Source organism: Rhodococcus sp. IEGM 1351, assembly GCF_030056875.1.
In the GTDB taxonomy this organism is placed as follows: domain Bacteria; phylum Actinomycetota; class Actinomycetes; order Mycobacteriales; family Mycobacteriaceae; genus Rhodococcus_F; species Rhodococcus_F opacus.
The window spans coordinates 1-16,922 of record NZ_JASHKU010000008.1 but is presented as its reverse complement, the minus strand read 5'-3'; the positions used below and the strand labels follow the sequence as shown (position 1 = coordinate 16,922).

19 protein-coding genes are annotated in these 16,922 nt (G+C 68.7%); 7 read left to right on the top strand and 12 right to left on the bottom strand.

Translation table 11 applies throughout. The annotated features are described in order from the left end of the window. The first annotated feature begins 290 nt into the window (after positions 1–290). From cofD to QM806_RS15515, 3 genes are read left to right on the top strand one after another with little or no spacing between them, the layout of a single operon-like run. Positions 291–1,280 carry a 2-phospho-L-lactate transferase gene (cofD, locus tag QM806_RS15525; RefSeq protein ID WP_005264987.1) on the top strand — a complete coding sequence of 330 codons (990 nt, stop codon included), beginning with the start codon at positions 291–293 and terminating at the stop codon, positions 1,278–1,280. Beyond that, positions 1,277–2,641: a coenzyme F420-0:L-glutamate ligase gene (locus QM806_RS15520; protein ID WP_120659299.1), complete on the top strand. Its 1,365-nt coding sequence runs from the start codon at positions 1,277–1,279 to the stop codon at positions 2,639–2,641. The genes cofD and QM806_RS15520 overlap by 4 nt, the downstream gene beginning before the upstream one ends. A 10-nt stretch (positions 2,642–2,651) precedes the next feature. Next, positions 2,652–3,200: an NUDIX hydrolase gene (locus QM806_RS15515; protein ID WP_005240029.1), complete on the top strand. Its 549-nt coding sequence runs from the start codon at positions 2,652–2,654 to the stop codon at positions 3,198–3,200. Here the strand turns inward: QM806_RS15515 and QM806_RS15510 are convergent. From QM806_RS15510 to rfbD, 4 genes are read right to left on the bottom strand one after another with little or no spacing between them, the layout of a single operon-like run. Further along, positions 3,197–3,961, bottom strand: a complete 765-nt coding sequence (locus QM806_RS15510) for an SGNH/GDSL hydrolase family protein (protein WP_005563298.1) — start codon at positions 3,959–3,961, stop codon at positions 3,197–3,199. The genes QM806_RS15515 and QM806_RS15510 overlap by 4 nt on opposite strands. Positions 3,962–3,972: 11 nt before the next feature. Continuing rightward, positions 3,973–5,052, bottom strand: coding sequence for a mannose-1-phosphate guanylyltransferase (gene manB, locus QM806_RS15505; RefSeq protein WP_005563297.1), 1,080 nt, complete (start codon positions 5,050–5,052; stop codon positions 3,973–3,975). After that, positions 5,042–5,941 carry a glycosyltransferase family 2 protein gene (locus tag QM806_RS15500; protein ID WP_065490414.1) on the bottom strand — a complete coding sequence of 300 codons (900 nt, stop codon included), beginning with the start codon at positions 5,939–5,941 and terminating at the stop codon, positions 5,042–5,044. The genes manB and QM806_RS15500 overlap by 11 nt, the downstream gene beginning before the upstream one ends. Positions 5,942–5,975: 34 nt before the next feature. Then, positions 5,976–6,824, bottom strand: a complete 849-nt coding sequence (gene rfbD, locus QM806_RS15495; protein WP_005563296.1) for a dTDP-4-dehydrorhamnose reductase — start codon at positions 6,822–6,824, stop codon at positions 5,976–5,978. 68 nt (positions 6,825–6,892) lie between these two features. Between rfbD and QM806_RS15490 the strand changes: the two genes are divergently transcribed. Together QM806_RS15490 and QM806_RS15485 are read left to right on the top strand one after the other, a co-directional pair. Beyond that, a complete protein-coding gene (locus QM806_RS15490; RefSeq protein ID WP_438363251.1) occupies positions 6,893–8,422 on the top strand; it encodes an LCP family protein in 1,530 nt (509 codons plus the stop codon). A 23-nt stretch (positions 8,423–8,445) separates the two neighbouring features. After that, complete coding sequence (locus QM806_RS15485) at positions 8,446–9,165, top strand: TIGR03089 family protein (RefSeq protein ID WP_005563294.1); 720 nt, start codon at positions 8,446–8,448, stop codon at positions 9,163–9,165. Here QM806_RS15485 and QM806_RS15480 read toward each other — a convergent pair. The 3 genes from QM806_RS15480 to QM806_RS15470 are packed head-to-tail and all read right to left on the bottom strand — an operon-like array spanning position 9,150 to position 11,314. Continuing rightward, positions 9,150–9,506: a hypothetical protein gene (locus QM806_RS15480; protein WP_052023925.1), complete on the bottom strand. Its 357-nt coding sequence runs from the start codon at positions 9,504–9,506 to the stop codon at positions 9,150–9,152. The two genes, QM806_RS15485 and QM806_RS15480, sit on opposite strands and share 16 nt — an antisense overlap. 37 nt (positions 9,507–9,543) lie before the next feature. Beyond that, entirely contained in the window at positions 9,544–10,071 is a 528-nt protein-coding gene (gene purE / locus QM806_RS15475) for a 5-(carboxyamino)imidazole ribonucleotide mutase (protein ID WP_005563291.1), read from the bottom strand. After that, positions 10,055–11,314 carry a 5-(carboxyamino)imidazole ribonucleotide synthase gene (locus tag QM806_RS15470; protein WP_005563289.1) on the bottom strand — a complete coding sequence of 420 codons (1,260 nt, stop codon included), beginning with the start codon at positions 11,312–11,314 and terminating at the stop codon, positions 10,055–10,057. The genes purE and QM806_RS15470 overlap by 17 nt, the downstream gene beginning before the upstream one ends. 130 nt (positions 11,315–11,444) lie before the next feature. Here QM806_RS15470 and QM806_RS15465 point away from each other — a divergent pair, with 130 nt between their 5' ends. Next, positions 11,445–11,990: a GtrA family protein gene (locus tag QM806_RS15465; RefSeq protein ID WP_043788103.1), complete on the top strand. Its 546-nt coding sequence runs from the start codon at positions 11,445–11,447 to the stop codon at positions 11,988–11,990. 3 nt (positions 11,991–11,993) lie between these two features. Here the strand turns inward: QM806_RS15465 and QM806_RS15460 are convergent, their stop codons facing one another. Genes QM806_RS15460 through QM806_RS15440 form a run of 5 tightly spaced genes read right to left on the bottom strand, consistent with a single transcriptional unit; the run spans position 11,994 to position 16,052 of the window. Next, complete coding sequence (locus QM806_RS15460; protein ID WP_005264680.1) at positions 11,994–13,328, bottom strand: sensor histidine kinase; 1,335 nt, start codon at positions 13,326–13,328, stop codon at positions 11,994–11,996. Positions 13,329–13,336: 8 nt separating this feature from the next. Next, on the bottom strand, positions 13,337–14,017 hold the full coding sequence (locus QM806_RS15455) for a response regulator transcription factor (RefSeq protein ID WP_025432276.1): 681 nt from the start codon (positions 14,015–14,017) through the stop codon (positions 13,337–13,339). A gap of 39 nt (positions 14,018–14,056) precedes the next feature. Further along, positions 14,057–14,614 (bottom strand): PH domain-containing protein, encoded by a 558-nt coding sequence (locus QM806_RS15450; protein ID WP_005264682.1) that lies wholly within the window; start codon positions 14,612–14,614, stop codon positions 14,057–14,059. Between the two features lie 15 nt (positions 14,615–14,629). Next, positions 14,630–15,187 (bottom strand): HdeD family acid-resistance protein, encoded by a 558-nt coding sequence (locus QM806_RS15445; protein WP_005563284.1) that lies wholly within the window; start codon positions 15,185–15,187, stop codon positions 14,630–14,632. A gap of 16 nt (positions 15,188–15,203) precedes the next feature. Then, a complete protein-coding gene (locus tag QM806_RS15440) occupies positions 15,204–16,052 on the bottom strand; it encodes a biotin--[acetyl-CoA-carboxylase] ligase (protein WP_037207635.1) in 849 nt (282 codons plus the stop codon). Between the two features lie 116 nt (positions 16,053–16,168). Here QM806_RS15440 and QM806_RS15435 point away from each other — a divergent pair. Further along, positions 16,169–16,922: acyl-CoA carboxylase subunit beta (locus tag QM806_RS15435; protein ID WP_283291963.1), on the top strand; the 754-nt coding region annotated here is incomplete at its 3' end.

Sequence of the window (16,922 nt, the reverse complement as noted above, 5' to 3'; positions counted from 1 at the left end):
CTGCTCATTGGGCATCGTTCCGCCTCCTCACCTGTGATAGCGCAGAAAATTTCGATCGATCATGTACCCCGAACCGAACACCCCTGCCACCCGTTCGAACAACCGTTCGAATTGATCCCCGCTGCAAGTGATTCCACGCCCACAACGTCGGAATGACATATTTGTGATTAGACACGCCCAGCGTGTCGCGGTCAAGCTAACCGTCGAAAGTCGATTACTATTTCGCGCTCTCGATTCGCTTCGGGGAAGCAGCTCACAGGAGGCGGTCGGCCACCGCCTAGGCTTGCACCGTGAACGTGACTGTATTGGTTGGCGGGGTGGGCGGGGCCCGGTTCCTGCAAGGTGTGCGGAGGTTGCTCGGGGCCGATGCGCCCGGTCGTGCGGGCGCCGATTCCGGCCATTCCATCACCGCTGTCGTCAATGTCGGCGACGACGTGTGGATGCACGGACTACGGATCTGCCCGGACCTGGACACCTGCATGTACACCCTCGGCGACGGCATCGACACCGAGCGTGGGTGGGGGCATGCCGGTGAAACCTGGAACGCCAAGGCCGAACTCGCCGCCTATGGTGCGAAACCGGATTGGTTCGGGCTCGGTGACCGGGACATCGCCACGCACCTGATCCGCACGCAGATGCTGCGGACGGGGTATCCGTTGTCGGCGGTGACCGAGGCGTTGTGCAACCGGTGGCAGCCGGGTGTGACGCTGCTGCCGGTGACCGACGATCGTAGTGAAACTCACGTCGTGATCACCGATCCCGAGGACGGGGAGCAGCGGGCGATCCACTTCCAGGAGTGGTGGGTGCGGTACCGCGCCCAGGTCCCGACGCACAGCTTCGCGCACATCGGCGCCGAGCAGGCCGCCCCGGCGCCGGGGGTGCTCGAGGCGATCGAGACGGCCGACATCGTGCTGCTGGCACCGTCGAATCCCGTGGTCAGTGTGGGGGCGATCCTGGCGGTGCCGGGGATCCGCGGTGCGTTGCGCACCACCGCGGCGAAGGTGGTCGGGATCTCGCCGATCGTCGGCGGAAAACCGTTGCGCGGCATGGCCGACGAATGCCTCGACGTGATCGGCGTCGACACCTCCGCGGAGGCGATCGGCCGCTGGTACGGGGCCCGGAGCGGGACCGGGATCCTCGACGGCTGGCTGGTCCACGACACCGACACCGCCGAGGTTCCCGGGGTGGAGGTGGCCCGGGTGCCGCTGATCATGTCCGACCCCGACGCCACCGCCGCGATGGTGCGGGCGGCGCTGGACGTGGCGGGGGTGGCGCTGTGAGCGACGCCACCGGTTCCGCCCGGCTCGATCACGCCCCGGGCGGTGCGCTCGAGATCCGCCCGGTGATCGGTCTGCCCGAGTTCCGGCCCGGCGACGACCTGGCGGCAGCCGTGGTCGCGGCCGCGCCGTGGCTCGCCGAAGGGGACGTGCTGGTGGTCACCAGCAAGGTGTTCTCGAAGGTCGAGGGCCGGATCGTGTCCTCCCCGACCGACCCGGAGGAACGCGATGCCGCCCGGCGGCGGCTGGTCGAGCAGGAAGCGGTCCGGATCGTGGCCCGCAAGGGCCGGACCCTGATCACCGAGAACCGGCTCGGGATCGTGCAGGCCGCCTCGGGCATCGACGGCTCGAACGTGGCGGGCTCCGAACTGGCGTTGCTGCCGGAGGATCCCGATGCCAGCGCCCGCACCCTGCGCGACGCGATCGAGGTGGCGCTCGGCGTGCGGGTGGCGGTGGTGGTCACCGACACCATGGGCCGGGCGTGGCGCAACGGCCAGATCGACGCCGCGATCGGCGCGGCCGGGCTACCGGTGTTGCACGGGTACGCCGGGTCCCGCGACAGTCAGGGCAACGAACTGGTGGTGACGGAGGTGGCGGTCGCCGACGAGATCGCCGCGGCGGGCGACCTGGTGAAGGGCAAACTCGGCGGGGTACCCGTCGCGGTCGTGCGTGGTCTGGATCTGGCCGACGACGGTTCGCGGGCACAGGATCTGATCCGGCGTGGCGCCGAGGACCTGTTCTGGCTCGGCACCGCCGAATCGGTCGAGCTGGGCCGGGCCGAGGCGTTGCTGCTGCGCCGCTCGGTCCGCCAGTTCTCGACCGACCCGGTCGATCCGGATGCGGTGCGGGCGTCGATCGCGGACGCCCTGACCGCGCCCGCACCGCACCACACCCGACCGGTCCGGTTCGTGTGGGTCCGCACCCGCACCGTCCGAGACGCCCTGCTGACCCGGATGCGGGAGCAGTGGCGCACCGACCTGGCCGCCGACGGGATGGGCGCGGACGCGGTGGCGGCGCGGGTGGCCCGCGGCAACATTTTGTTCGACGCACCGGAGGTGATCATCCCGTTCTGCGTCCCCGACGGCGCCCACACCTACCCCGACAAGCGCCGGCAGGCGGCGGAGTCGACGATGTTCACCGTCGCGGTCGGCGCCGCGGTGCAGGGGCTGCTGGTGTCGTTGGCCACCAAGGGAATCGGCAGTTGCTGGATCGGGTCGACGATCTTCGCCGCCGATATCGTCCGCAGCACCCTCGACGTCCCCGCCGACTGGCAACCCCTCGGAGCGGTCGCCGTCGGCCACCCCCTCGAACCACTCACCCCCCGACACGCCGCCGACCCCGGCGACGCCCTGATCGAGAGATGACCCACGCGCAATGAGCGCCGAATCACTACACCGCACCGCGACCGCCGCGCTCGAGGGCTGGAAAACGCTCGACGAGAACGACGAATCGTTGCGCCACACCATGCTCGCGTTCCTCGCGTCGGCGCCGCTCGGGTGCCTGCGTGAGCACGCACCCGGACACATCACGGCGTCGTCCCTCGTCCTGGACGAGGGAGGATGTCACGTGCTTCTGACCCTGCATCCCCGGGTCGGCCGGTGGATCCAATTGGGCGGTCACTGCGAGCCTTCCGACGAGACCGTCGTCGACGCCGCGCTGCGGGAGGCGTGCGAGGAATCGGGAATTCCCGACCTCCGCATCGATCCCGACCTGCTGTCGGCGCACACCCACCCGATCACGTGCTCACTCGGACAACCCACCCGGCACCTGGATCTCCGGTTCCTCGTCCGCGCGCGTCCCGACGCCCACATCGTGCGCAGCTCCGAATCCACGGATCTCCGCTGGTGGCCGGTGGACGCACTGCCGCCGAACGCGGAGAAGTCCACGATCGACCAGCTCGTGCACCTGGCCGGACTGCGCTAGCGGAGCGGTTCCAGCGTCGGGCGCTTCGCCGCGATCCCGTCACCCGAGGACGTGCCACGGACACGTCGGCCGATCCACGGAACGAGAAAGTCCTTGGTCCACAGCAGATCCGCTCGGCGCTGCTCCGATTTCGCCAGAGCGGGCGCCGGACCGAGATCGGGCGGCGCGATGTCGTGCGGGGTGCCGAGAACCTCCAGCACCCGCAGGGCCATGTTCTCGTGACCGGCGACGGACATGTGCAGCCGGTCCCAGTCCCACATCCGCGCATCGTCGTATTCGTCGAACCGCCAGAAGTCGACGAGCGCCGCGCCGTGCCGATCGGCCACCTCGCGCACGAGTTCGTTGTAGATCGCCAGGCGCCCACGAAGTTTCCCGAACACCGGCGACCAACCGGCGTCGTACGCCGTGAACATCAGCACCCGCGCGCCGGTGGCCGCGAGCTTCGCGATGCCGGTGTCGTACTGCGCGACCATCGCGTCGATGTCGAGTTTGGGCCGCATCAGGTCGTTGCCGCCGGCGTAGACCGTCACCAGATCGGGTTCGAGTGCCACCGCGGCGTCGACCTGCTCGTCCACGATCGGGCCGAGCAGCCTGCCCCGGATCGCGAGGTTGGCGTAGCCGAAATGTGCCGACCGCGCCGCGAGTTGCTCGGCCACCCGATCGGCCCAGCCGCGTAATCCGTTGGGATGCCTCGGGTCCGGGTCGCCGACCCCCTCCGTGAAGGAGTCGCCGAGCGCCACGTAGCGCGTGAAGTCGTGCATCACTTCACCTATCACACGTCCGTGCTGAACCGGACCCCGCCGTCGGGCAACGTCACGCCCGGCCACACCCGGGCGCCGCGCAGGAGTTCGCATCGGGCGCCGATGTCGGCTCCGTCACCGATCACCGCGTCACGCACCAGAGCCCGCGGCCCGATGCGTGCGCCGAAACCGATGATGGACCGTTCGACGGTCGCTCCGGCCTCGACCACGGCGCCGTCGAACAGCACCGCGCCGTCGAGTCGTGCGCCCGCACCCACCTCGGCGCCGCGACCGACGACGGTTCCGCCGATCAGTAGTGCACCCGGGGCGACACCCGCGCCCGGGTGGACGAGCGATTCGCCGCGGGGCCCGTCGAGCGCAGGTGACGGTGCGATGCCGCGCACCAGGTCCGCGGAACCGCGCACGAAGTCCTCGGGGGTGCCCATATCGCGCCAGTACGAGGAGTCGACGTGTCCGTAGACGCGGGCGTCCTCGGCCAGCAGCGACGGGAACACCTCGCGCTCCACCGACACCGCGCGTCCCTCGGGGATCCGTTCGATGATCTCGCGCTTGAAGACGTAACAGCCGGCGTTGATCTGGTCGGTCGGCGGGTCCTGCGTCTTCTCGAGGAACGCGGTCACCCGGCCGTCCGCGTCGGTCGGCACGCAGCCGAACGCCCGCGGATCCCCCACCCGCACGAGGTGCAGGGTGACGTCGGCGTCCCGGTTCCGGTGGGTGTCGAGGATCGCGCCCAGGTCGGTGCCGCCGAGGACGTCGCCGTTGAAGACCATGGCGTGGTCACCACGCAGCTTCGGCAGAACGTTGCGGATGCCGCCACCGGTGCCGAGCGGCTCGGTCTCGGTGACGTAGTCGATCTCGAGTCCCAGCTTCGAGCCGTCGCCGAAGTACTCCTCGAAGACCTCCGCCTTGAAGGATGTGCCGAGGACCACGTGCTTGATCCCGGCCGCGCCGATCCGTGCGAGCAGATGCTGGAGGAACGGCAGACCCGCCGTGGGCAGCATGGGCTTGGGCGCCGACAACGTCAGCGGGCGAAGCCTCGTTCCCTTACCGCCGACCAGCACCACTGCATCGGTCGCCTTCTCAATTGCCATGAGTCGTTCCCCCCTCGTTCTGGTTCGTGTGTCGTTCCCGGACTGCGGCAGCCACGGCGATCTTCGACCGCACTGCCAATCCTCCCCGAAGTGCCCACCGCAGCGGCGCCTGCCACCAGTGGGGATGACGATCGGCCTGGAACCGGTACGCGCTCTGATGGTGAGCGGGCAGCATCAGTTCCGGATGCTTGCCCGCGGCGTGCCCCTTTGCGTGGGTGACCTCGGCGGAGGGCACGTACACGTTGAGCCACCCGGCCTTGCCCAGACGGTCGCCGAGGTCGACGTCCTCCATGTACATGAAGTAGCGGGAATCGAAGCCGTTGATCGAGTCGAACGCCGCTCGCCGCATCAGCAGGCACGAACCGGACAACCATCCGACCGACCGCTCGCTGACCGTCTCGTTCTCCTGGCGGTAGCCGGCAGTCCACGGGTTGGACGGCCACACGGTGCCCAGAATCGCGTGCCCTGCCCCCGACACGAGGTCGGGCACCTGGCGCGCCGACGGGTAGATGCTCCCGTCGGGTTCCAGAACGAGAGGTCCGAGCGCCCCCGCTCGCGGCCAGCGCTCGGCGGCCGCGAGAAGAACGTCGATCGATCCGGGCGCCCAGCGAACATCCGGATTGGCGATGACGACGAATTCGATCTCGTCGTCGATCTCCGCCACAGCCCTGTTGATGGCACCGCCGTAGCCGATGTTCCCGCCGGTGCGCAGCAGGCGCACGTGGTCGTGCGCCGCGTCCGCGGCCTCGGGGGCGCCGTCCGTCGATCCGTTGTCGGCCATCACGACCTGCGGATCTTCTTTCGTCGCCTCGGCGAGAGTGCCCAGGAATTGCTCCAGATGCTCACCTGGCGAAAAGGTCACCGTCACCACGGCCAGCTTCGAACTCACGCGGGCAAGCGTAGCCGTTGAGAGAGGGTCCGCCTCACACCGCTGCATGCAGGGCGGCATGCAACGCGTCTCGCCACGGCCGCAACGGGGTCAGCCCGGCGTCGGCCCAGGCGCGACCGGACAGCACCGAGAACGCCGGTCGAGGGGCGGGCCGCACGAACTGGGCACTCGTGCACGGCCGCACTCGCTGCGGGTCCGCGCCTGCTTCCTCGAACACGGCGCGCGCGAGGTCGAACCAACTCGCCCGGCCCGAATTGGTGGCGTGCAGCACCGGCGCGTCGACGTCGCTGCGACCGGCGAGTTCGAGCAGCGCGCCGGCCAGGTCACCGGCGAATGTGGGCGAGCCCACCTGATCGTCCACGACGTCGACCGTGTCACGTTCGCGCTCGAGCCGGAGCATGGTGGAGACGAAGTCGGAGCCGACCCCGGTGTAGACCCATGCGGTGCGCACGACATGGGCGGACGGAAGCGCTGCGTGGACGGCGCGTTCGCCGGCGAGCTTGGTGCGTCCGTAGGCAGTCGCCGGACCGGTCGGGGCGTCCACCTCGTACGGCGTGTCCCCCTGCCCGGCAAAGACGTAGTCGGTGGAGACGTGGATCAGCCGGGCACCCACCCGGGCGCACGCCGCCGCCAGGTTGGCAGGCCCCAGCTCGTTCACCGCCAAGGCGGTGTCCTCATCCGACTCCGCAGCGTCGACCGCCGTGTACGCGGCACAGTTGATCACCACCGATCCACCCTCGACCTGCGCATTCACCGCGTCGGCGTCGGTGATGTCGAGCTCGTCCGACCCCACACCCCGGGCCGGGATTCCGGTCGCCTCGGCTCGCCGAAGAAGGTGCCCGCCCAGCTGTCCCCGGGCGCCGGTCACAAGGATGTTCGTCACGGGGGTCAGTCTGGCACGCCGATCGACGCCTCCCTGCTCCCGGCGCGTCGACCAGTAGCCTGGTTTCCGTGTCACACGAGCAACCCGCACCAGACGCACCCCCGAGCACGGCTCGGCGGCCGATTCACATCGCTGTGGCGGTGCTGTCGGTGCTCGCCCTCGTCGTGACGGGATTCGCCTGGCGGAGCATCGACTCGCTGCGCAACAATCTGGCAACCGCGGGCGGTCTGGGACTCGGCGGAAGCGCCGACGGCGCCGTCGACATCCTCATGGTCGGAACCGACAGCCGCACCGACGCCCACGGCAACCCCCTGTCCCAGGACGAACTCGACTCGCTGCGGGCCGGCGAAGAAGTGGCGTCCAACACCGACACCATCGTCCTCATCCGCGTTCCCAACGACGGAAGCTCCGCCACCGCCATCTCGATCCCCCGCGACTCCTACGTCGACGTGCCGGGCATCGGCATGTCGAAGATCAACGCCGCGTACGGCGCAACCAAGGAGACCGAGCGGCTCCGACTCGTCGAGGACGGAGCCACCGACAAGGAAGCCGAGGAGGAGTCGACGAAGGCCGGCCGTGAGGCGCTCATCCAATCGGTGGCCGATCTCACCGGGATCACCGTCGACCACTACGCCGAGGTCGGACTGCTCGGATTCGTCCTCCTCACCAACGCCGTCGGCGGCGTCGACGTCTGCCTCAACGAACCGGTGGACGAGGACATGTCCGGCGCGCACTTCCCCGCCGGTGAGCAGACCCTGAAGGGGGCGGACGCACTGAGCTTCGTGCGTCAGCGCCACGACCTCCCGCGCGGCGACCTCGACCGCATCGTGCGTCAGCAGGTGTTCATGGCCTCGCTCGTCGGCAAGGTGCTGTCCGCGAAGACTCTCAGCGACCCGGGCAAACTGAACGAACTCAGCGGCGCCGTGCAACGCTCGGTCGTGCTCGACGACGACTGGGACATCATCGAATTCGCCACCCAACTGCAGGACCTCGCCGGCGGCAAGGTGCAGTTCGAGACGATTCCGGTCGCGGATCTCAACGGCATGACCGACTACGGCGAGTCCATCGTCGAGGTCAAGCCGAAGGACGTGAAGAAGTACGTGGCCGGTCTCGTCGGCGAGGAACCCACCGACTCGGAAGACCCCACCACGTCCGAGACCCCGAAGATCGACGCCTCGACCGTCACCGTCGACGTCGCGAATGCCAGCGACGTCGGGGGCCTCGCGAACGGCGTCGCCGACGCCCTGACGTCGCTCGGCTACGGCCAGGGTGAGGTCGGCAACTACACGGGCGCGTCGGTGAGCGAGACCACCGTCTTCGCGCACTCCGCGGACGACGACAGCGCCAAGGCGGTCGCCGCAGCACTCGGCGGACTCCCCACCGACACCGACGCGACACTGCCCGAAGGCTCGGTGCGGGTGGTGCTGTCGAGTGACTACCAGGGCCCGACGTCCGCCGAGACAACCAGCACCACCACGTCATCCGAGTCGTCGGAGACAGGCCTCGAGCCCGCGTCCACAGCCGGGACGACACCCACCCCGGCACCGCCCGGCCCGCCCATCGATGCCGGCTCGTCGGGCCCGCGTTGTGTGAACTAGAAAACGAGAGACGGATCGTGTCCATGAACCATGCGTCCCGCACGCTGACCGACGCCCTGCTCGACCCCATCCTGAAGAACGACCCGGCCGGACCCCGCGTCACGTTCTACGACGACGCCACCGGCGAACGGGTCGAACTCTCGGCCCTCACCCTCGCCAACTGGGCGGCCAAGACCGCCAACCTGCTGCGTGACGAATTCGGCGTCGAGCCCGGCGCCCGCGTCGCGGTGCTCCTTCCCGCGCACTGGCAGACCGCCGCGGTTCTGCTCGGCGCATGGTGGGCAGGCGCCGAAGTCGTCCTCGAAGCCGATGCGGACGCCGAGATCGCACTCGTCTCGGCCCAGCACCTGGGCGACGTCGAGGACGTACCCGAGGTAGCGGCGCTGTCGCTGGACGCATTCGGCAGGCCCGTCCCCGACCTCCCCGTCGGCATCACCGACTACGCCACGTCCGTGCGCGTCCACGGCGACCAGTTCCGGCCGACGGTCGCCGGACCCGCACTGGCGGGCAAGAGCGTCGACGACGTTCTCGCCGCAGCGCTCGCCTCCGCCGAATCGCAAGGGATCACCGGTACCGACCGGGTGCTGTCCGAAGAGGCGTGGGACTCCCCCGACGCCCTGATCGACGGTCTGGTGGCCGTCTTCGCGGCCGGAGCGTCACTCGTGCAGGTCACCAACGCCGACGACGCAGCCCGGTCGAGGCGCGTGGACACCGAGAAGATCACCCGTCAGCTCTCCCGGTAGCCGCCGTCCGCGAGGCCCGCGGCGATCTCGAACCTGTTCCGGGAACCGCGGTGCCGCAACTCCTCGAACAGGTACCGCAGCGCGAAGGTCCACCCGTACGCAGCCCACTGGTCGGCGTGGACCGCTTCGTGTCGCACGAGTGCTCTCGCCGGATCCCGGCCGGTGAGAAATGCGCCGCCGATCGTCGTCCCGCTGCGCGCGTACCCACCCCGCATCCGGCTGCACACGAAGATGCCGAACTCGGCGTCGAACGTGATGCGGGCGCCCCACAGCCGGGCATACGCCAACGCGAGCCGTGTGATCGCCGCGGACTGGGGGTTCCCCCGCGACGCGCGGATCATCGGCACACCGCGGCTGCGTTTCACGGGCGCAGGATACTCAGCCCAGCAGCTTGTCGCGCAGTGCCTTGTCCTTGTCCAGGACCATCTTCTCGAGCCCGTCCTGGAACGCGACCATCTGCTGCTGCAGGGCGGGGTCGGAGGCGCCGAGGATGCGGACGGCGAGCAGACCGGCGTTGCGGGCGCCACCGATGGACACGGTCGCGACGGGGACGCCTGCGGGCATCTGCACGATCGAGAGCAGCGAGTCCATGCCGTCGAGGTATTTCAGCGGGACGGGCACACCGATGACGGGCAGTGGGGTGGCCGACGCGACCATGCCCGGTAGGTGGGCGGCGCCCCCGGCGCCGGCGATGATCACCTGGATGCCACGGCCGGCCGCGTCCTTCGCGTAGTCGAGCATGCGCTGCGGTGTGCGGTGCGCGGAGACGACACCGACCTCGAAGCGCACACCGAACTCGGCGAGCGCCTCCGCGGCGGCCTCCATGGTGGGCCAGTCGGAGTCGCTGCCCATGATGAGCCCGACCTGTGCGCCCTGCCGTGCTGCCGTGTCACTCACCGTGTACATCCCATCCGTCGGTCCATTCAGCGTGCGAGAGCCAGTGCGCTGCGCGCTCGGCGCGCTCGCGCACCCGCGCCACGTATTCGGGGTCGTCGATCGAGCCGGGTCCGCCGACGATGTTCACGTGGCCGATCTTCCGGTCCTCACGTTCACCCTTGCCGTACAGGTGAATCTTCGCGTCGGGCATCCGGGCGAAGAGGTGGTGGACGCGTTCGTCCATGCTCATCTCGGGGGCGGTCGGCGCACCGAGCACGTTCGCCATCACCGTGATCGGCGCGAGCGGTGCGGTGTCGCCGAGCGGGTAGTCGAGGACAGCGCGCAGGTGCTGCTCGAACTGGGAGGTGCGGGCACCGTCCATGGTCCAGTGGCCGGAGTTGTGCGGGCGCATCGCGAGTTCGTTGACGACGAGCGCGCCGTCGGTGGTTTCGAACAGTTCGACGGCCATCGCGCCGACCACACCGAGTTCGGAAGCGATGCGGAGCGCCAGTTCCTCGGCAGCCTCGGCGACCGAGTCGGGCAGTGCGGGGGCGGGGGCGAGGACGACGGCGCACTGCCCGTGGCGTTGCACCGTCTCCACGACGGGCCACGTGGCGCCCTGGCCGAACGGCGACCGCGCCACCATCGCGGACAGCTCACGCCGCATCTCGACCTTCTCCTCGACGATGAGGGAGACACCCTTGTCGAGTTGCTGGGTGACGATGCGCTCGGCTTCGTCGGAATCGTCGGTGATCCACACGCCGCGACCGTCGTATCCGCCGCGGACGGCCTTGATCACGACCGGCCATCCGTGTTCAGCGCCGAACTTGACGACGTCCTCGGCCCAGGTCACCTCGGCGTACGCCGGAACGGGTGCGCCGAGTTCCGCGAGCTTGCGGCGCATCGCCAGCTTGTCCTGCGCGTAGATGAGCGCGGTGGGCGGCGGTTGCACGTTGACACCCTCGGCGACCAGGATGTCGAGATGCTCGGTCGGCACGTGCTCGTGGTCGAAGGTCAGCGCGTGCGACCCGACCGCGGCCCTGCGGAGCGCGTCGAGGTCGGTGTGGCTGCCGAGGACGACATCGGGGCTCACCTGCGCCGCGGGTTCGTCGGCGGTGCCGGAGAGCACCCGCAGGGTCTGGCCGAGCGCAATCGCGGCCTGGTGGGTCATCCGCGCGAGTTGGCCGCCACCGATCATCGTCACGACGGGTTGCCCGGCGGTCAGATCGCGGGGTGTCGTGGGACGCGGTGTGGAGTCAGAGTTGCCGGTCACGGGTCACTAGTTTGTCACGTCCGGCGCGAGGTTCCGCCGCCGAGGTGCCGGACCGCAGTTTCTGTGATTCTCCTGATGATCTCGCCGCCAATTGGTGGTATTCGGTCGGACTTTCGTAAACTCATCCGTTGTGTCATTTGTCGACGGCGTCCTAGCACGCGTTCCCCAGCCTTTTCGGGCTCTCGCGTTGCGGCATCACGAACTGATCAAGTTCGCGATTGTGGGCGGCACCACCATGATCTTCGACCTCGCGATCTTCTATTCGCTGAGCCTGACGATCCTCGAAGAGAAGCCCGTAGTCGCAAAAGTTCTGTCGGGAATTCTCGCGACCGTCCTGAGTTACATTCTCAACCGCGAATGGTCGTTCAAGAACCGTGGTGGGCGTGAACGACACCACGAGGCCCTGCTGTTTTTCACAATCAGCGGGATCGGCGTGCTCCTCGCCGCCGCGCCCCTGTGGATCGCCAACAACGTGTTCGACATCCGTGCCAGCCAGGAGAACCTGACCACGCTGGTGGTCGTCGACTTCGTGCTCAACTACATCATCGGAAACCTGCTGCAGATGGTGTTCCGTTTCTGGGCACTCCGCCGGTTCGCCTTCCCCGACGAGAACGTGCACATCATTGATCCGGACCTCGCCGACGAGGCCGTCGAGGAAGAGTTCGGCCACTCCTGATCGTCAGCGCGGTTCCCGGATCCCAGTGACCCGCGTCGGCACGTGTTCGCGCGCGAGGGGAACGAAGATCGCGAACAGGGCCGGACGGCGACGCTGCAGTTCCAGCCGGCCGCCGTCCGCCTCGATGAGTGCACGGGCCAGCGCCAAGCCCACACCGGTCGAACCGGCCCCCGAGAAGCCGCGGTCGAAGATGTGTGGCGCGAGGTCGTTGCTGACCCCGACCCCCTCGTCCGACACCTCGACGCACACCATGGTCTCGCGCGGCGACGTCTCCTCGCCGGGCGTCCTGAGATTCTGCCCCTGGATCAGGCGCACCGCGACGGTGCACGTCCCCGCCCCGTGCATGAGCGCGTTGTCGACGAGCACCGCGACGGCCTCGCGGAGCCGGGAACCGGTGGTCGACGCCATCACGTTCGTGTCTCCGCGCAGCACCAGCTCGCGGTCCGCGTCTTCGAACGGCCGCTTCCAGTCCGCGATGACCACGCTGAGCTCCCGGATCACCGACACGTGGGTCTCGGTGCCGTTGCTGCGTGACGAGCGGACCAGTTCGTCGATCGCGACGGTCAGACGGTCCACCTGCGCCATCGCCTCGTCGGCCTCGACCACGACCGCGGGATCCGAGTGCACGGACAGCTCGTCGAGCCGGAGACGGACAGCTGTGAGGCGGCTGCGGAGCTGATGGGAGACGTCCGCGACGAGCGCGTGTTCGCGCTGCAGCCGGCCCGCGATCTCGACGGTCGCGGAGTCCAGGACGTCGGAGACACGGTCGAGTTCGGGGATGCCGTGACGTCGCACGTCGGGCCGGAAGTCACCCTCCGCGAGCCGGGCCGCCCGGTTGGCGACGTCCCGCAGCGGATCGGCGAGCCGCTTCGCCGTGACGTAGGCGACCACGGTGCCTGCGGCGATGGACACGAGCACCAGCAGCGCGACGGCACCGACCGCCTGTCGTTGCTGGGTGCGCATCTCGTCGGACGGCACCTCGAGGCGGAGCGAACCGGACGTGCCCATGGCGAGAGATTCCACGAGAGGCGACGGCACGGACGATTCGCCGATGTCCACCCGCGCGGCGCCATCGTCGGTGGTCGGATAGACCACCACCAGGCGGCCCCCGGCGGGCGTCAGCAGACGCAGCGAGTTCGTGTCGAGATCGCCCTCGACGACGCCGTTGATGCCCTCCTGGGTAATGATCTCCGTCGCCATCCGATCGAGCCGGACCTGAAGATCACTCCGATTGAAATCTTCGACCCACAACCACGCCGTGTAGATGAGCGGCACACCGAGCAGCAGCGCCGTCAGGATCACGACTGCGAGGATCGACTGGAGAATTCTGCGGCGCACTACCCCGCCTAGTCGGTGTTGATGCGGAAACCGACGCCGCGAACCGTCGCGATGCGACGCTCGGCGGCGGGGCCCTCGTCACCGATCTTCCGGCGAAGCCACGACATGTGCATGTCGAGTGTCTTCGAGCCGCGCAGTTCCACGTCGCCCCACACCTCCGCGAGGATGGTGTCGCGGGACACCACCTGTCCCGCGTGTTCGAGCAGTACCCGCAGAAGCTCGTACTCCTTGTTGGCGAGGGCGATCTCGGTTCCGTTCACGAGCACCCTCCGGGCCGCCGGTTCGAGCCGGATCCCGCCGACCTCGACGACGGAATCCTCGCCGCCGCCGCGGCGGCGCAGCAGGGCGCGCACCCGCGCCATCAGTTCCGCCAACCGGAACGGCTTGCCCACGTAGTCGTCGGCGCCCGCGTCGAGCCCGACGACGAAGTCGACCTCGTCGGTGCGCGCGGTGAGCATGAGCACCGCCAGTTCCGAACTGTGGGCGCGCACTTGCCTGCACACCTCGAGCCCGTCCATCCCGGGGAGTCCGAGGTCCAGGATCAACAGGTCGTACGCTCCGTCGAGCGCCTGCTCCAGCGCTGCCGGGCCGGTCTGCTCGATGGTGACGTCGTATCCCTCCCGGCCCAGTGCCCGCGACAGCGGGGCAGCGATGGCTTCGTCATCTTCGGCAAGCAATACAGCAGTCACCTCCACAGCGTACGGAGGTGCCGGGACGGCTGTGACCGGTTACCAGCCTTTGCCGGTGTCGGCGTCGCCGCGCGGGTCGTCTCGCTCCCGTTCGCGGTGGAGATCCATCGCGTCGAACACCTGGTGATAGAGCAGCGAGTGGACGCGCTGGACGTCGGGGATGTCGTCGAATTCCAGTGGATCGTCGGAGGACGACACGATGACCAGCGTTCCGGTGCGGAGCATCCGGTCCAGGAGGCCGTGCCGGAACTGGACGTTGCTGATGCGCCCCATCGGAATGTCGATCCCGGTGTGCGTCATCACACCCTGGCGGATGAGGACTCGACGATCGGTGACGATGAAGTGGGTGAATTTCCAGCTGAGAAACGGCGCGACACAACGCCATACGACGAGGCCCAGCCACACCGCGAGGACGACGACGAGCACGATGTTCAGCGCGGAGCCGTCCAGTTTGTTCTCGGCGAAGCCCGCCGCGAAACCCGCCACGGCCGTTGCCAACAGAAAAGTGACGGCGGGGAGCAGCAGCATCTTCCAGTGTGGATGACGGTGAAGCAGCAGTTCCTCGTCCTCGGCGAGGGCGTCCTCCGGATATCCCATGCGAAGAGTGTGCCTCTACCGCATGCGGCTGAGCACTATCGGGGTGATGACGATGATGATGCCGTACAGCACCATCCACACTCCGACCACGATCACGAACACCTCGAGCGACAGTTCGGGCTGCAGGAGCACGAAGCCCCCAGCGACGACGCTGATCACGCCGAGCACGATGGTCAGCCCGCGATCCGCGACCGAACCCGAGGCGCCTTCCACGATTTCGAGGACACCCCGGAACACCCACCACGCACCGACGACGAGCGCGACGATCACGACGGTCTGGAGGGGGCTCCTCAGCACGAGGAACGCCAGAAGTATTGCCAGGGCGCCGGATACGCCCACGAGGGTCCGTGCGGCTCCCCCGGCCTCGACGTCGGCGAACGCCCGGATGATCTGGACGATCCCGAAGCCGAAGAACTGGATGGCGATCAGGACGGCCAGCACCGTGAGCGTCACGTGCGGCCAGACGAGCACCGCGATGCCGAGACCCAGGGTGAGCAGACCGAGCACCACCGTGAGGCCGGTCAGCGTGCGCCGGGCTGCGGTGACGGAGGACTCCGGAATCGAGGTACTCATGTACCACAGTGTGGCACTACTCGGTGCGCACCGGGCGTAAATGTGTGATGTCACCTGCGGCGACGGCGATCGTGCCGGGCTGGCCGTCGGGGGCGATCACGACCCGGCCCTCCGCGTCGACGTCCGTCGCGATGCCGATCAGTTCACGCCCGCCGGGTAGTTCGGCGCGCACTCGCTGGCCGAGCGTGCCGCAGCGGGCACGGTAGGCCTCGGCGAGTTCCGTGACGTCCCAGTCGGAGTCGTGCCATTGCTGCCAGCGATCGGCGATGGCGCGCAGCACCGCCCGCACGAGGGTGTCGCGGTCACTGACCTCGGCGCCCTCGAGGACGAGCGACGTCGCATGCTCGACGGGCAGTTCGTCTCTCGTGAGGCTCACGTTGAGACCGATCCCGACGACCACCGCCGGATCCGGTGCCGTGGCGGACACCTCGGCGAGGATGCCGGCGACCTTGCGGCCGTCGATGAGCACATCGTTGGGCCACTTGAGTTCCGCGGGAACCTTGGCGGCGGCGCGGAGCGCGTCGACGACGGCCACACCGGTCAGCAGCGGCAGCCACCCCATGTCCTGGACGCTCATCCCCGGCATCGTCAGCAACACGGAGACCGCGATCTGCGCCTGCGGCGGACTCACCCAGGCGCGGGAGTGGCGGCCCCGGCCGCTGCCCTGGAATTCGGCGAGCAGCACGTGCCGGTCGCAGGTCGACGCCGCGGCCCGCGCGAGAAGATCGGCGTTGGTGGACCCGGTCTCCTGCACCACGTCGAGCCGCTCCCAGAACCTGCGGGTGTCGCTGTCGTCGTCACCGCGGACGAGCGCCGCCCGCAGATTGTCGGCGTTGAGAGGAGGTCGGTTCAGGTCGGTCCACATCACCACAGCCTAGGACGAACAGGAAAAGGTACTGGTCAGTAGCCGGGTCCGGGCAACCCGCCGCGTGACCACCTCCCTTGGCAGAAGTTCGCCGGCTCTCGTTAAGCTGACCTGTCATGACCACTGTTCAGGAGCCGAGCGCGGCGGAGTCGGCGAGTACGCCCGATATTCACACGACGGCGGGAAAGCTCGCCGACCTGCGTAATCGTCAGGCCGAAGCGCAGCACCCCAGCGGTGACGCCGCGGTCGAGAAGGTCCACGCCAAGGGCAAGCTCACCGCCCGCGAACGCATCACCGCCCTGCTCGACGACGGCAGCTTCGTCGAACTCGACGCCCTCGCCCGGCACCGCTCGGTGAACTTCGGCCTCGCCGACAACCGCCCCGTCGGCGACGGCGTCGTCACCGGCTACGGCACCGTCGACGGCCGCGACGTCTGCGTGTTCTCCCAGGACGCCACCGTCTTCGGCGGCTCCCTCGGCGAAATCTACGGCGAAAAAATCGTCAAGGTCATGGACCTCGCCCTCAAAACCGGCCGCCCCCTGATCGGCATCAACGAAGGCGCCGGCGCCCGCATCCAGGAAGGCGTCGTCTCCCTCGGCCTCTACGGCGAAATCTTCCACCGCAACGTCCAGGCCTCCGGCGTCATCCCACAGATCTCCCTGATCATGGGCCCCGCCGCCGGCGGCCACGTCTACTCCCCCGCCCTGACCGACTTCGTCGTCATGGTCGACCAGACCTCCCAGATGTTCGTCACCGGCCCCGACGTCATCAAAACCGTCACCGGCGAAGACGTCACCATGGAAGACCTCGGCGGCGCGCACACCCACATGGTCAAATCCGGCGTCGCCCACTACGTCGCCTCCGGCGAAC